Annotated in this window: 15 protein-coding genes; 6 read left to right on the top strand and 9 right to left on the bottom strand. The window is 34.6% G+C overall.

The window, feature by feature from the left end; all coding sequences use genetic code 11:
• The 3 genes from L1I30_RS14210 to L1I30_RS14200 all read left to right on the top strand — a co-directional run.
• Positions 1-900 (top strand): T9SS type B sorting domain-containing protein (locus L1I30_RS14210; RefSeq protein WP_236134971.1); only part of this gene is annotated, 900 nt, incomplete at its 5' end.
• 12 nt (positions 901-912) lie between these two features.
• Positions 913-1,827: a PorP/SprF family type IX secretion system membrane protein gene (locus tag L1I30_RS14205; protein ID WP_236134970.1), complete on the top strand. Its 915-nt coding sequence runs from the start codon at positions 913-915 to the stop codon at positions 1,825-1,827.
• A 16-nt stretch (positions 1,828-1,843) separates the two neighbouring features.
• Positions 1,844-3,730: an OmpA family protein gene (locus L1I30_RS14200; protein WP_236134969.1), complete on the top strand. Its 1,887-nt coding sequence runs from the start codon at positions 1,844-1,846 to the stop codon at positions 3,728-3,730.
• Between the two features lie 98 nt (positions 3,731-3,828).
• On the opposite strand, the gene L1I30_RS14195 is transcribed toward L1I30_RS14200, so the two are convergent.
• The 9 genes from L1I30_RS14195 to lon form a co-directional block, all read right to left on the bottom strand.
• Entirely contained in the window at positions 3,829-4,335 is a 507-nt protein-coding gene (locus tag L1I30_RS14195; protein ID WP_236134968.1) for a CAP domain-containing protein, read from the bottom strand.
• Between the two features lie 161 nt (positions 4,336-4,496).
• Positions 4,497-5,405 (bottom strand): ribonuclease Z, encoded by a 909-nt coding sequence (locus L1I30_RS14190; protein WP_236134967.1) that lies wholly within the window; start codon positions 5,403-5,405, stop codon positions 4,497-4,499.
• A 54-nt stretch (positions 5,406-5,459) separates the two neighbouring features.
• A complete protein-coding gene (locus L1I30_RS14185; protein ID WP_236134966.1) occupies positions 5,460-5,792 on the bottom strand; it encodes a ribonuclease Z in 333 nt (110 codons plus the stop codon).
• A gap of 21 nt (positions 5,793-5,813) precedes the next feature.
• Positions 5,814-6,743 carry an aspartate carbamoyltransferase catalytic subunit gene (locus L1I30_RS14180; RefSeq protein ID WP_236134965.1) on the bottom strand — a complete coding sequence of 310 codons (930 nt, stop codon included), beginning with the start codon at positions 6,741-6,743 and terminating at the stop codon, positions 5,814-5,816.
• A 9-nt stretch (positions 6,744-6,752) separates the two neighbouring features.
• Positions 6,753-7,292, bottom strand: a complete 540-nt coding sequence (gene pyrR, locus L1I30_RS14175) for a bifunctional pyr operon transcriptional regulator/uracil phosphoribosyltransferase PyrR (RefSeq protein ID WP_236134964.1) — start codon at positions 7,290-7,292, stop codon at positions 6,753-6,755.
• 144 nt (positions 7,293-7,436) lie between these two features.
• Entirely contained in the window at positions 7,437-7,901 is a 465-nt protein-coding gene (locus tag L1I30_RS14170) for a heme-binding domain-containing protein (protein ID WP_236134963.1), read from the bottom strand.
• 161 nt (positions 7,902-8,062) lie between these two features.
• A complete protein-coding gene (rpsA, locus tag L1I30_RS14165) occupies positions 8,063-9,883 on the bottom strand; it encodes a 30S ribosomal protein S1 (protein WP_236134962.1) in 1,821 nt (606 codons plus the stop codon).
• Between the two features lie 193 nt (positions 9,884-10,076).
• On the bottom strand, positions 10,077-10,775 hold the full coding sequence (gene cmk / locus L1I30_RS14160) for a (d)CMP kinase (protein WP_236134961.1): 699 nt from the start codon (positions 10,773-10,775) through the stop codon (positions 10,077-10,079).
• A 126-nt stretch (positions 10,776-10,901) separates the two neighbouring features.
• On the bottom strand, positions 10,902-13,352 hold the full coding sequence (gene lon / locus L1I30_RS14155) for an endopeptidase La (RefSeq protein ID WP_236134960.1): 2,451 nt from the start codon (positions 13,350-13,352) through the stop codon (positions 10,902-10,904).
• A gap of 219 nt (positions 13,353-13,571) precedes the next feature.
• Between lon and L1I30_RS14150 the strand changes: the two genes are divergently transcribed.
• The 3 genes from L1I30_RS14150 to L1I30_RS14140 are packed head-to-tail and all read left to right on the top strand — an operon-like array spanning position 13,572 to position 15,766.
• Positions 13,572-14,132 (top strand): RNA polymerase sigma factor, encoded by a 561-nt coding sequence (locus L1I30_RS14150; protein ID WP_236134959.1) that lies wholly within the window; start codon positions 13,572-13,574, stop codon positions 14,130-14,132.
• Positions 14,122-14,682, top strand: a complete 561-nt coding sequence (locus L1I30_RS14145; RefSeq protein WP_236134958.1) for a DUF4179 domain-containing protein — start codon at positions 14,122-14,124, stop codon at positions 14,680-14,682. The genes L1I30_RS14150 and L1I30_RS14145 overlap by 11 nt, the downstream gene beginning before the upstream one ends.
• The gene (locus L1I30_RS14140; protein WP_236134957.1) at positions 14,663-15,766 is read left to right on the top strand and encodes a hypothetical protein; all 1,104 of its coding nucleotides are present in this window, start codon (positions 14,663-14,665) and stop codon (positions 15,764-15,766) included. Before L1I30_RS14145 ends, L1I30_RS14140 begins: the two co-directional genes overlap by 20 nt.
• The last annotated feature ends 9 nt before the right edge of the window (positions 15,767-15,775 follow it).

Raw genomic sequence — 15,775 nt, 5'->3', positions numbered from 1 at the left:
ACTCCGAATCCTAACTTCAACGGAATTGACACGTTCAACTATACGATTGAAGATGGAAATGGAGGGACAGATACGGCTACAGTAACCATTACTGTGAATCCAATCAATGATACACCACCTGCACAGCCTACAATATCAATAACTCAACCTACGTGTGAGAATCCCACAGGTACTATAACTGTTGAAACTGTAACCGGATTATTGTATAGCATCAATGGAGTTAATTATCAAGAAAGCGGAGTATTTACAAATCTTGAACCGGGAACTTATTCTGTAACTGCTCAAACAACCGATGGAATAACTTCTGAAATTACTTTAGCAATTTTAAATCAACCGGCAGCTGTAGAAATAGAAACTGATTCTGTAGATTTATGTTTAACCGACGACCCTTATAACCTAGATGAATTATTACTGGGTGAATATGATACATCAGGAATTTGGGAAGATCCAGATAACACTGGTGCCCTATTTGGAAATATGATAGACCCTAGCAAATTAAGTTTAGGAAACTACACCTTTAATTACATTGTTGGAGGAAATTGTCCAAGTATCACATCTGTAACAATAGAAATTATTAACTGTATCGTGTTACCATGTAGTATTGATGAAATTAAGGATAGTGTATCAAAAGTGGTTACACCAAATGGAGATTTTATAAATGATTACTTCGAAGTAGACATAGATTCAGAATGTGGTTTCACTTTTAATCTTCAAATTTTTAACCGATGGGGTGCAATGGTTTATGAAACCAAAAATTATAAAAATAAATGGGATGGTTTCTCAAATCGTTCAGTAACCAGTTCTAATCAATTACCATCAGGTACCTACTACTACATCTTAGAGGTAAATGAAGGAAACATAGAACCTATTCAGGGCTACATCTATTTAGGAACAAAATAAAGCGTAAGAAAAATGAAAAAAATATACCTTCTTATTTCAATATTTTTTGTTGGCTTAACCTTTGTTCAGGCTCAGCAATTACCACAATTCACCCAATATATGTATAACACCATTTCAATAAATCCAGCGTACGCCGGATCGAGAGGTGCATTATCCATCACGGCCTTAAACCGTAACCAGTGGGTAGGATTAGACGGGGCACCCCGTACTCAAACCCTTTCAATTAACACACCTTTACGTAATGAAAAGATTGGATTAGGACTTTCGGTTATAAACGATAAAACAGGTTATGAGAACTATACTTACATCTATAGTGATTTTTCATATACCATTAATGTTGATGCAGTAACAACCTTGTCTTTCGGTTTAAAAGGTGGATTTAGTTATTATGACCTAGATGAAGAACTTTTGAATGATCCATCTATTCTTGAAGATCCATTCTTTCGAGATAAATTTAATAACTGGACACCCAATGTGGGAGCCGGGGTATATCTATCGGCACAGGATTGGTACATAGGCCTATCTGCACCTAAACTAATCAATAATGATAATAATGAATTCAATAATTATGTAGCTTTAGAACAAGTACATTATTACCTTACTGCAGGGTATGTATTTGACTTGAATCCAGACTGGAAATTACGCCCAACTGCATTAGCAAAAGCTACAAAAGGGGCTCCCCTATCTGTTGATATTTCGGGGACTTTAATTTATGATGAAAAATTATACTTGGGTGCAACCTATCGATTTGATGATGCCATTGGAGCCTTTGTTGATTTTCAGATCTTTGAACCTTTAAGAATTGGTTATGCATACGAGTATACCATTTCAGACCTACGACCTTACACTTCAGGATCGCATGAGGTAATTCTTATATATGAATTGAAATCAAGAAATACCCGATACAAATCTCCAAGATTTTTCTAATTTAAATAAAACTGTTATGAAGAATCATTACTACATATTTATCCTTCTTATAGTTGGAAACAGTTTTATGCTAAATGCACAAAACGCTAAGCAACGAAAGGCTGATAAGTTATTTGAAAACCTCGCTTATGTGGAGGCGGTAAAAGTATATCAGGAACTCATTGATAATGACTTTAACGCAGATTATAATAAAAGGCAAATTGCCGATAGTTATGTGAAACTGAGAAGACCTGACGCGGCAGTTCTATATTACGCAGATGTTGTTGATCAACCAAGTATTTCCCCGGAATATTATTATAAATATGCCCAGGCCTTAAGAGGGGTCAAAAGATATGATGAATCAAAAACATGGTTAAAAAAATATCAGGAGTCTAAAGGAAATACCAAAGAATTAAATGAAATTCTAAACGGGGATATTTCTAAAATGATTCTAAAAGACAATTATACTATTTCAAATGTGCATTTTAATTCCGAAAAAAGCGATTTTGGAGCTTTTGAAAAGGATAGTGTGGTTTTTTTCGTGTCTGCTAGGGATGATGGTATTTCAAAAAGAAAGAAAATATATTCCTGGAATGGAGAACCTTTCCTAGACATCTACACTACCTCCCTACCAAATAAAGATATCTATTCTTTAAAGGGAGATGTAAATAGTGTTTTACATGATGGACCAATAGCTATTACTAAGGACGGGAAATATTTATATTTCAACCGAAATAACTATTTGAACAAGAAAGAGGGTAAGCGAGATGTTAATGAAACCAACAATCTTAAAATTTACAGAGCCACTAATATTGATGGTAAATGGGAAGATATTGTGGAGTTGCCTTTCAACAATGATAATTATTCTGTAGGACATCCTAGCCTTTCACCAGATAATAAAACCCTCTACTACGCATCAGATATTCCTAACGGTTTTGGCGGAACAGATATTTATAAAGTGCCAATTTTTGAAAATAACACCTATGGAAAACCAGTTAATCTTGGACCACATATAAATACCAAACAAGATGAAACATTTCCATTTTTAACCGCAGATAACATTTTATATTTTTCATCAAATGGTCACCCCGGTTTAGGCTTGATGGATATTTTTAAAACAGATATCGATGATCTATTAAAAACAATAGAAAACCTAGGGACTCCTGTTAATAGTAATATGGACGATTTCGCTTTCTTCAAGAAAAGCAATGATAATACAGGCTACTTTTCTTCTAATAGAGAAGGCGGTGTGGGAAGTGATGATATATATAATTTCACACGGCTTAAAGCTTTAAAGTTAAAAGGCCAGGTAACCGACATTATTAATAATGCTCCTATTCCCAATGCTACAATTCGTTTATTTGATGAAAAGAAAGAACAAGTCGCTTTTTTAGAAACCGATAAAGATGGAAATTATCAAACAGATATCAATAGAAACATCAAATATCCTATTGAAGCCAAACATATTGAATATCAAGAAAAAAGTGGAATTGTAAACACTTTTAATACGAATGATGTAGAGGAAATTATATATAACATTCAATTAGAGCCGGTTCAAGATGTAGAATATCTTGCTGAGATAAATAATATCTATTTCGACTTTGACAAATCAAATATTCGGGCTGACGCACAAACAGAGTTAAATAAACTAGTTGATTTAATGCAGAATAAATATCCACAATTGGTGCTTGAAATTAGCTCTCATACCGATATTAGAGGTAGTAATGAATATAATGAGGCATTGGCACTTAGAAGAGCTAATGCTACCTATGAATATTTAATATCTAAAGGCATATCAGCTAACAGAATTTCTACTTACAAAGGCTACGGAGAAACAATGCTTGCAGTAGATTGTAAGCGATGTAATGAAGTTCAGCATCAATTAAACAGAAGATCGATGTTCAAAGTAGTTAGTATGAAATAAGACATATATTATAAGAACCTACACTTCTAAAGAAGTGTTTATAAAAAACTCCCCACTCGTAAAAGTGGGGAGTTTTTTATTTTATATGTAACTATGATTTATCTTCTAACAAAAATATTTGTAAAATAATTCCTACCATCTTTATCTTTTTCTACCGCAATTCCAAAATGCGTATAGTTACCTTCTATATTAACACGGTGACCTTCACTAGCTATCCAGGCCTCCACAACAGATTTAGCATTTCTATAACCGAAAGCAACATTCTCGCTCATTGCACGAGCACCAATCTCTTTTACAAGATTCTGATATCTCTTTTCAAAATTATCATGATTTACAATCTCGTTGCTAGCCATGTAATCGGTATGCCCTTCAGCTTCAAAAGTAATATTATCAACAGTAGATAATGACGATAAACCTTTTGACGCTCGATATTTGTTTACCTCAATTAGAATTTCTGACTCTAACGCACTGTAAGGAACATTATCTCCAAGTTCAGCAGTTTGTAAAGCAACCGTATCTTCAGGAATTTCACTGTCTTGAGAGCAGGAAGCAAAAGTAAAAACGCATAAAAGCGCAATGCAAAGTTGTTTAGTAGAAGTAAGCATAAGCAGGTTAATTAAATTTGGCTTAGCCAAAATAATTAAAATAATCGATTAAAAGCACGATAAACTACGGATTTAATCGATTATGTGTCAATTTTAACACTATTTGTAGCTTAATACTTACATAATCTATTTTATAAAATAAAATAATCGACGAACGACACTTATTTAAAAGTAAAATTCCTTCCGTCATCGGCTAATTCCACTTTCTGAAAAATGGTGTTGGCCTCTTTTCTAAACAACTCAATATCACTATATCTGGTAGAATAATGTCCTAAAATTAAAGTTCCCACATTTGCTTCTTTTGCGAGAGTCGCGGCTTCTATAGCAGTACTGTGTTTTGTAGGAGCGGCAAGATGTTTATGCTCTTCTAAAAAAGTACTCTCGTGATACAGGACCGTGACATTCTTTATTTGTGGGACAATAGCAGGACTGTACGCAGTGTCACTGCAAAATGCATAACTTTTAGGTGGGTCTGGAGGTGCTGTAACCAAATAATTTGGAATTAATTCTCCCTCGTTAGAAATTACATCTTTGCCCATTTTTACGCTTTGATACAGAGCTACATCAATTCCATAGTTTTGAGCTTCATTAATCAGTAATTTTCTCAACCCGGGTTTTTCTCTAAATATAAATCCGTTGGTATATACTCGGTGATTTAAAGGTATGGTTTCTACTGTTACTTTCGCATCTTCAAATATAAGCTGAGGCTCTTTTTCCGTTAATTCATGGAAATAAAGAGGATAGTTAGTCCATGAATTGGATAATTTAAGCTGCAAAGTAATAATCTCTTTAATTCCTTTAGGTCCGTAAACATGCAACTCCGATTCCCTATTAAGTAACCGAAACGTGGATATCAAACCAACGAGACCATAGAAATGGTCACCATGTAAATGAGAAATAAAGATATGTTTGATCTTGGAAAATTTAACCTTATTTCTGCGTAGTTCTACTTGAGTTCCCTCTCCACAATCAATAAGAAACAAATGATTATTAATTTCTAGGACCTGTGCCGTAGGGTTTGTAAATGTTCTTGGCGTAGCGGCATAACACCCTAAAATGGTGAGTTTCATTATTGAATTTATTTTTGAAGCCTATATATAATACTCAGGATTTATCATAAGAAACTAAAACCCTAACTCTCTTTCAAGTTCTTCCATATTTACAATATCCTGAGCTTCTAATAATGTAGGAACCACTATTAGTTCATCTGGAACCACATCTATATTAATAGCATCGTTAACTATCACGAAAGATTTCTTGCTGCTACGGTGTGTGTTGGATATCTCCAAAAACTGAAGTAAATCCGGCAATTCTAAGTTGGTGTACGAAAGTAAGTTAATAACTAAATTATCATCCTTTAGGGTAGCACGATTTACATCTAGATATTCGGCAAAACCTTGAATATTATTTTTAGCATCCTCAAGGACGATATAATTATCTTTCTTTGTAATCTTCATATTATAATTATGTGAGATTGATTATCTATTAATTTTAGAAGCCAGCAAGTAAATAACAGCCATTCTTATAGCAACTCCGTTTTGCACCTGGTCTAAAATAATTGCCTGGTTAGAATCGGCTACATCACTGGTAATTTCCACTCCCCTATTAATTGGGCCGGGGTGCATTACTACTATTTCTTTATTAAGAGAATCTAATATCTTTTTATTCAAGCCAAATTGCTGGGTATATTCTCTAGTGGAAGGAAAATAACTTATCTCCATTCGTTCATTTTGAACACGGAGCATATTTGCCACATCACACCATTCAAGAGCTTTTATAAGGTTGGTCTCAACTTTCACCCCTAAAGATTCAATATGCTTTGGAATTAGAGTTTTGGGTCCACAGACTTTAACTTCAGCTCCCTGAAGCTTTAATGCAAAGATATTTGATAAGGCAACCCTGCTATGCATAATATCTCCTACAATTACGATTTTTTTGCCTTTCACCTCTCCTAGTCTTTCACGAATGGAATAAGAATCTAAAAGAGCCTGGGTGGGATGCTCATGTGTACCATCTCCAGCGTTTACGATACTTGCATCAACATGTTTTGAAAGAAATATTCCCGCACCGGGATTAGGATGCCTCATCACTACCATATCCACTTTCATTGCAAGGATGTTGTTTACAGTATCTATAAGGGTTTCCCCTTTCTTAACTGATGAAGAAGCAGAGGAAAAATTAATAACATCGGCACTCAGGCGTTTCTCTGCAAGCTCAAAAGAAAGCCTTGTCCTTGTACTGTTCTCAAAAAACAAATTAGCAATGGTAATATCCCTTAACGAAGGCACTTTTTTAATTGGCCTATTGATCACTTCCTTAAAATGATCGGCAGTTTTAAAGATCAGGTCAATATCTTCAGGTTTCAGATATTTTATTCCCAATAAGTGGTCTACACTTAGTTCACTCATGAAATTTTATTATTTTGATATCAAGTACACTGCGTCCTCCTCTTGATTTTCTTTCCAGTGCACTTTTACTTTTTCATCATTTATTGCATCTACCTGCCTCCCATTATAATCGGGTTGAATTGGTAAATGCCTGCTAAATCTTCTATCTATTAGTGTAAGTAATTCAATTTCCTTAGGCCTTCCGAAAGACTGAATGGCAGTTAAAGCAGATCGAATACTTCTTCCGGTATACAATACATCATCCACCAATATCACTTTTTTATCTTCAACAATAAAATCTATCTTGGTTTTATTGGCTTCTAAAGGTTTAGAGCTTCTTCTAAAGTCGTCTCTATAAAAAGTGATGTCCAATTGACCAAAAGGGATTGCATCAAGCCCATATTCAACTTTTAGAATATTTAAAATCCTCTCTGCTAGATATACACCACGAGGTTGAATACCAATAATAACAGTATCTTCAAAACCGGGATGATTTTCAATTAACTGGCAAGCCAAACGATGAAGAATAATGTTGATTTCCTTTGAATTAAGCAACATTTTTTGGCTCATAATATTAAATACTGATGTTAGTTAAGCAAAAATAGGATTTTTTTTTGTTTGAAGGAAGTAATACCAACTACTTGTTAAAATCAAAAAAAGCTTTATTGGAGATTGCAATAAAGCTTTTTACATTCATACAACAATGTACTGCTGCTATTCTTCAATTTGATTTAGTGAAGTGTATTCTGCTACCCATTGCTCAATTTCTTCCTTTTGTAAGGCTGTTAATTTGGCTTCATTATGTATCCAAACATAAGAGTCTAAGGGCATTTTTCCTTCATTAATCTCTTCTACGGTTTCTTCTAGCTTATGGAGTTGTTTCTTTAAGCTGTAATTTCCCCAATGTGAGAAATTAAGATGCTTTTTCCCATCTTTTACATGTTCATCCATCCAGTAAGATAAAGGTGCTATATTATTGTACCACGGATAGTTGGTGTTGTTGGAATGACAGTCATAACATGCTGTATGCAAAGTTGCCGCCACAGATTCCGGCATTTGGGTAAGAGCTACTATATCGGTTTTAGGGACAATTTTTGAGATATTCTTTTCAGGTTGAAAGAATTGAAGAATAACCAGTGCTACCAATAGTGCAATGGCAATAAGTTTAATTATTTTCATAAGAGCTGTTTCTAATCATAAATTTAGAAAAAACTGTGTAATAAAATCTTGTTATCTCCTTTACAATTTTATTTTTCAGAAAATAAAAATCCCTTCTTAGCGAACTAAGAAGGGATTCTATTTAAGATAAATGAATTTCTACCTAAGGGTAGAGGGAAATATTATTTTCCTTCCATTTTGTCTTTCAACGCTTGAAGTTCAGCATTCACATCACCAATAGTGGTTTTTTCACTGCTTTGCGAAGCTGCTTTTTTCACAGCTTGCTTAACAATTTGTTGCTCTTCTTCTTTGTGGATAGCTGTATGAGAAGCAACCACACGTTTGAATTCTTTATTGAATTCGATTATTTGGAATTCTGCAGACTCTCCAGCTTTCAATTTCTTACCATCTTCTTTTTCAAGGTGACGGGTAGGAACAAATGCAGTAATATCTTCGTTAAACTCGATAGTAGCACCTTTGTCAACCAATTCAGAAATCTCTGCAGTATGAGTTGTACCTACAGCAAATTCAGTTTCATACTTATCCCAAGGATTAGATTCAGTTTGCTTGTGACCTAAACTTAATTTACGTCCTTCAACATCTAATTCTAATACTACAACTTCCAATTTATCACCTACGTTAGTAAACTCAGATGGATGTTTGATTTTCTTAGTCCAAGAAAGATCAGAGATATAGATTAAACCATCAATTCCTTCTTCTAATTCTACGAATACACCAAAGTTAGTGAAGTTACGCACAATTCCTGTGTGTTTAGAACCTACAGGGTATTTAGAAGTAATATCAGTCCATGGATCTTGAGATAATTGTTTGATACCTAATGACATTTTACGGTCATCACGATCTAAGGTTAAGATCTCAGCTTCAACCTCATCCCCTACTTTCACGAAATCCTGTGCAGAACGCAAGTGCGTGCTCCAAGACATTTCAGAAACGTGGATAAGACCTTCAACACCTTCAGCAACTTCAATAAATGCACCGTAGTCTGCAATAACAACTACTTTACCTTTTACTTTATCTCCAACTTTAAGATCTTGATCTAAAGCTTCCCATGGGTGTTTGTGCAATTGTTTCAATCCTAATTGAATTCTTGTTTTAGCTTCATCGAAGTCAAGAATAACAACATTAAGTTTTTGATCCAATTCAACGATCTCATTAGGGTGGTTGATACGAGACCAAGAAAGGTCTGTAATGTGTACCAATCCATCAACTCCTCCAAGATCAACAAATACTCCGTAAGAAGTAATGTTTTTAACAGTACCTTCTAGTACCTGACCTTTTTCTAATTGACCAATGATCTCTTTTTTCTGCTCTTCAATATCAGCTTCAATAAGCGCTTTGTGAGATACAACAACGTTTTTGAATTCATGGTTGATTTTCACAACTTTGAATTCCATTGTCTTACCAACGTAAGCATCGTAGTCTCTAATAGGCTTCACGTCAATTTGAGATCCTGGCAAGAATGCCTCAATTCCAAATACGTCTACGATCATACCACCTTTAGTACGACATTTAACGAAACCATTTACTATTAAGCTTTCATCGTGAGCTTTGTTCACGCGATCCCAAGCCATGATAACACGGGCTTTACGGTGAGAAAGCACTAATTGTCCTGTAGCATCTTCACGTACATCAATTAATACTTCTACCTCATCACCTACTTTAAGCTCTGGGTTGTAACGGAATTCGTTTAAAGAAATAACTCCTTCACTCTTCGCGTTAATGTCGATAATTGCATCACGATCTGTAATATTAATTACTTTTCCTGTTACAACTTCATCGTCCAAGGTATCTACGAAATTCTCAGCTACCAATTTCTCGAACTCTTCTAATTTCTCATCATCTACAGGATCTATTCCTTCCTGGTAGTTGTGCCAATTAAAGTCTGCTAAGAATTGTTCAGGGTTAACCTGTTGTGCAGACGGAGCTGCTTTTTGAGATTCAGAGTTCGCTTGAACTTCTTGATTTTTAGTTTCTTCAGCCATTGCTGATGTAAAATTTGTATTCTATGCTCTTTTTAGGAAATTTCAGATAATTAAAACACAGAAGTGATTATATATTTGATTTTCAGCCCTTTTCTATTTCCATTGCTTTATCTGAAAAGGAGTGCAAAAATACAATTTATTTTTTTGAAAATCAAAGAACTAAAATCAAAATAAATGCACATTTATTTTGATTTTAGTTCTTTAATGCAATCACCTCTAGTGAAAGTTCTAATATCTTCTGAAATTGTTCGTCGATAGTAAGTGAAGAATTATCAATTTCTATGGCATCTTCTGCTTTTACTAATGGCGAATCCTCTCTAGTTGTATCAAGATGATCTCTTTCCTGAACGTTCTTCAGGACATCATCATAACTAACCTCCTGCTCTTTTTGCTTAAGCTCCATATATCGTCTTTTGGCTCTTTCTTCTGCAGAGGCCGTCATAAATAATTTTAGCTCGGCATCGGGAAATACCACCGTACCTATATCTCTTCCATCCATCACCACACCTTTCTCACTTCCCATCTTTTGTTGCTGTAACACCAATTTCTCCCTCACTTCCGAGATCGCTGCAATTTTACTTACAAATTGAGAAACTTCTAATGTTCGTACTTCATCTTCAACATTCTCATCGTTTAAATACACCGCTGCAAACCCAAGAGCTTTATCAAAAACAAAACTTATGGAAATATTAGGGAGCTGATTAATTAATTCCACTTTCTTAACAGAAGTTTTATTTATTAATCCATGACGCATGGCATACAAGGTTACTGCTCTATACATTGCGCCGGTATCTACATATACGTAGTGCAACTCCTTTGCAAGTTGTTTGGCCACAGTGCTTTTTCCGGTTGATGAAAATCCATCTATAGCAATTGTTATTTTTTTACTCATTAAAAATATTGATTTCAGTAGTTACTGCTTAATTCCTATAATTTTTTAAAGTCACAAAATTAAACAAATCTTATATGAAGTATTTATAAAAATAAAACCCCGACATCATCGGGGTTCAATTTTAGTTTAAAGCGTCTTTGCGTTTTTGACTTTTTCGTCAGTAAGTGCATGTTCCAGCACTTCCGACATATCTTTTACGTAATGAAAAGTAAGACCTTTTAGATATTCTTCTTTAATCTCTTCGATATCACGTTTGTTTTCTTCGCAAAGAATGATCTCTTTTATTCGTGCTCTCTTCGCTGCAAGAATTTTCTCTTTAATTCCTCCAACCGGTAAAACTTTACCTCTCAAAGTAATTTCCCCAGTCATCGCTATGCTTTTCTTCACCTTTCTCTGGGTGAATAAAGAAACTAAAGAGGTTAACATGGTGATTCCCGCACTTGGTCCATCTTTAGGAGTAGCTCCTTCCGGCACGTGAATATGTACATTATATTTCTCAAATATTCCAGGATCCAGTCCTAAAGTATTGGCATTCGATTTTATAAATTCCATAGCAATGGTGGCAGATTCCTTCATCACCTTTCCTAAATTCCCGGTAATATTAAGATTTCCTTTTCCTTTAGAAAGAATAGATTCAATAAAAAGAATATCCCCACCAACTTGTGTCCAGGCTAAACCTGTAACCACTCCGGCAGTTTCATTATTTTCATACTTATCACGTTCCATCCTCGGGCTACCAAGAATTTTCACAACATCTTCATTGCTAATCTTCACATTATACTCTTCTTCCATCGCAATGTTTTTAGCAGCATAACGCACCATTTTTGCAATTTGCTTCTCTAAACCACGTACTCCAGATTCTCTAGTATACCCTTCTACGATCTTTTCCAACTGGGCTTTCCCTATTTTTATATGCTCCTTAGTAAGACCATGCTCTTCCAGCTGTTTTGGTAGCAAATGCTGTTTGGCTATTTCTACCTTCTCTTCAATAGTATAACCGGTAACATTTATTATTTCCATTCTATCTCTAAGTGCAGGCTGAATAGTGTTCAAACTATTTGCTGTTGCTATGAACATCACTTTTGAAAGATCGAAGCCCATTTCCAGAAAGTTATCATGAAATTCGCTGTTTTGTTCAGGATCTAATACCTCTAATAATGCTGAAGATGGATCTCCACTATGTCCACTTGTAAGTTTGTCAATTTCATCAAGAACGAATACCGGATTACTGGTACCAGCTTTTTTTAGACTTTGAATAATTCTACCGGGCATTGCCCCAATATAGGTTTTTCTATGCCCTCTAATTTCAGCCTCATCTCTTAATCCACCTAGTGAAATTCTAACATATTCTCTTCCCAGTGCCTCTGCTACAGATTTCCCTAAGGAGGTTTTACCAACTCCGGGAGGTCCGTACAAACACAGGATTGGAGACTTCATATCATTTCGCAGTTTAAGTACTGCTAGATATTCTATAATACGCTCTTTTACGTCATCAAGACCATAATGATCTCTATCTAATATTTTCTTAGCGCGTTTCAGATCAAATTTATCTTTGCTGAATTCATCCCAAGGCAGGTCCAAAAACAGATCCAGATAGTTACGCTGAATAGAATACTCAGCTACCTGAGGATTCATTCGTTGCATTTTTGATAATTCCTTATTAAAATGCTTCTTTACCTTTTCGTCCCATTTCTTCTTTTTGGCACGAACACGCATTTCTTCTAATTCATCATCCTGAGAAACTCCACCCAATTCTTCCTGAATGGTCTTCATTTGTTGATGTAAGAAATATTCCCGCTGTTGCTGACTCATATCACTTTGCACCTTCGACTGGATATCGTTTTTCAGTTCTAATTTCTGAAATTCGATATTCATATACTTCAAAGTAGACAGTGCTCTATCCTTAAGGTTATTGGTTTCTAATAATTTCTGCTTCTCTTCAACCGTAAGGTTCATATTAGAAGAAACAAAATTTATAAGAAAAGAAGGACTCTCAATATTCTTTATTGCAAAAGAAGCTTCTGAAGGAATATTAGGGCTTCCTTTAATAATTTGTAAAGACAGATCTTTAATAGAATCTACAATTGCACCAAATTCTTGATTGTCCGGTTCCGGACGTTCTTCAGGCACTTCTTTAATGGTAGCAGAAAAATAAGGCTTTTCCTGGGTTACCTCAACTATCTCAAAGCGCTTTTTCCCTTGAATAATTACAGTAGTATTACCATCAGGCATTTTTAAAACTCGTAAAATCCTTGCTACGACACCTGTTTTATTGATATCTTTTGTAGTAGGGTTTTCTACTTCCTCATCTTTCTGAGAAACAACTCCTATAACCTTATTACCATTATTTGCATCATTAATTAGCTTGATAGAAGCATCTCTTCCTGCGGTAATAGGTATTACTACACCTGGAAATAAAACGGTATTTCTTAAAGGTAATATAGGTAAGGTCTCGGGGAGTACCTCTTTATTTATTTCTTCCTCATCTTCAGGCGTCATTAATGGAATTAATTCAGCATCTTCATCTATTCCTTGTAATGACAAACTGTCAATATTTGTTAATTTTGATTTAGCCATATCGTATTTTAAGTCAAACTGTCACTGCAGTTTTTTATTTATAAAGTTTAATAAACCTCCTATTCACGCATACTTCTCTGAGGTTCTGGGGTAATTGTAAGTATGCTTTCTATTCATTCAATTCTTATGCCACCTATTTAACCTTAATTTATTTTTGCCCAAACTGTAACAATTTAAAATCAGCTGTATCTTTATAGTAGAAGTTTAAGGTATTATTACTTGACACCAACCATCACTTATACCGAAGAGTTAATAGCACGTTGCCGCAATGGTGAGCAACGGGCTCAGTTGGAAATATATAATAAATACTATAAAGCTATGTATAATACTGCCCTAAGAATTGTGAACGACACTGCCGAGGCAGAAGATATCATGCAGGAAGCGTTTATAAATGCCTTTAATAAAATTGAGAGTTTTCAAGGAAAGTCCACTTTTGGTGCATGGTTAAAAAAGATTGTGGTCAACCTAAGTATCAATTCTTATAAAAAAGAATCTAAATACAGAAAAGTGTCATACAACGACGAATTTAGAAATGAAACTGAAGATACGGGTGGAATTGACCCACAAGAAGAAGCTACAAATTCTAAAGTACAAAAGGTTATTCATGTAATGAAGAACTTAAAAGAAAATTACAGAGTCGTTCTTAGTTTACATTTAATTGAAGGCTACGATTATGATGAGATCTGTGAAATATTAAAAATAAGCGCAGCCAATTGCAGAACCACTATTTCAAGAGCAAAAGAGCAGTTACGTACGAAATTACTAGAAAATGAAAATTGAAAATTTAAACGAATTCTTTAAAGATCTGGATCTAGATTTTGCTGAACCTTCAGCAGGACATAATGAACGATTTTTAGAACGTCTGCAGAAAAAGCAAGAAAAGCAAAAACCAAAAAGTAAACTTAGAAACCTCTGGATTCCTTTTTCTGCTATTGCAGCCTGTGCACTTATCGCTTTTTTAATGTTTGGTAATATTATAAGTCAGAACATCTCGGCAAACTCAGGTGATCTCGCTAATGTTTCTCCAGAGATGAAAGAAACCCAAAAGTTCTATACCACTCTTATCAATTCTGAATTAGAAAAAGTGGATGCTGCAAAATCTCCAGAAACTATTGCAATTATTAATGATGCAAAACTTCAGCTGGAAAAACTGGATGTGGAGTATGAGAAATTGAAAAAAGACCTCGTGAAAAGCGGAAACGATAAGCGAGTAATTTTTGCCATGGTTTCCAATCTTCAACAGCGAATTGATTTATTAAATAATGTAATACAAAGTATAGATACTATTAACAGTCTTAAAACAACACAAAATGAAAACAACTTTATATAATCTACTATTTCTAATAGTACTTTCCCCCGCCCTTCTTTTTTCTAATAATGTAGATCCAAAATCGTTGAACGGAAAATACACGAAGGAAAAAAAGATCTCCAAACAGTTTACTGTAGATGCTAATACTTTGATGAAAATAAGTAATAGCTATGGCAATATTGATGTTTCCACATGGGATCAAAACACCATTAAAATTGAGGTTTTTATCAAAACAAATGGAAATGATGAAGAAAAGGTGATTAAAAAACTCAATGATATCAATATCAAATTCAATCAGTCTTCATCTGAAGTGAGTGCGAGAACAGAATTTCCAAAATCCAACAATAACTCCTTTTGGGATCTGCTATTTGGTGAGAGTTCTAATGTGAACATGGAAGTGAATTATGTTATCAAGGCACCTGTAAACAATAATCTTGACCTTAATAATGATTACGGAAACATATTTATCGATAAGCTGAACGGTAATTCTAAGATCAATTGTGATTATGGTAGAATTGATATAGGTGAATTAAATGGAGACAGCAACTATCTTTATTTTGATTATTCGAGAAATAGCCATTTTGGAACTATAAATAAAGCCATCATCAATTCCGATTATTCTGAATTCACTATTGAAAATGCCAGATCTCTAGATATCAATGCCGATTACAGTACTAGTGTAATTCGAAAAGTTGAATTGCTTCAGTTTAATTGTGACTACGGAAGTCTTACTGTAGATAAGGTGAGAAAACTATTAGGTTCTGCAGATTATTTGAGCACCAAGATCGGGCAAGTGCATCAGTCCCTAGACCTGAATGTAGATTATGGAAGTGTATCTATTGACAAAATTATGAAAAGTGCCGGAGATATAACCATAGCAAGTGATTATGCAGGTGTAAAGATTGGATATGCCACTGATTATGCCTTCGATTTCGCTGTGAATACTTCCTATGGTAGTGTTAGCGGAATGGATAATTTTGATATTAGAAAACAAAATAAAAGCTCTAATGAAAAAAACTATTCCGGATATCACCTAAGCAGCTCCAACAAAAGTAATATTCGCATCAATTCCAGCTATGCTAACATAAATTTCAGACAACAATAATCAACACTT

Origin of the sequence: Gillisia lutea (assembly GCF_021568705.1) — a bacterium.
Taxonomy (GTDB): Bacteria; Bacteroidota; Bacteroidia; order Flavobacteriales; family Flavobacteriaceae; genus Gillisia; species Gillisia lutea.
Note: the sequence above shows the minus strand (reverse complement) of the source record. Positions and strands in the feature narration are given on the sequence as shown.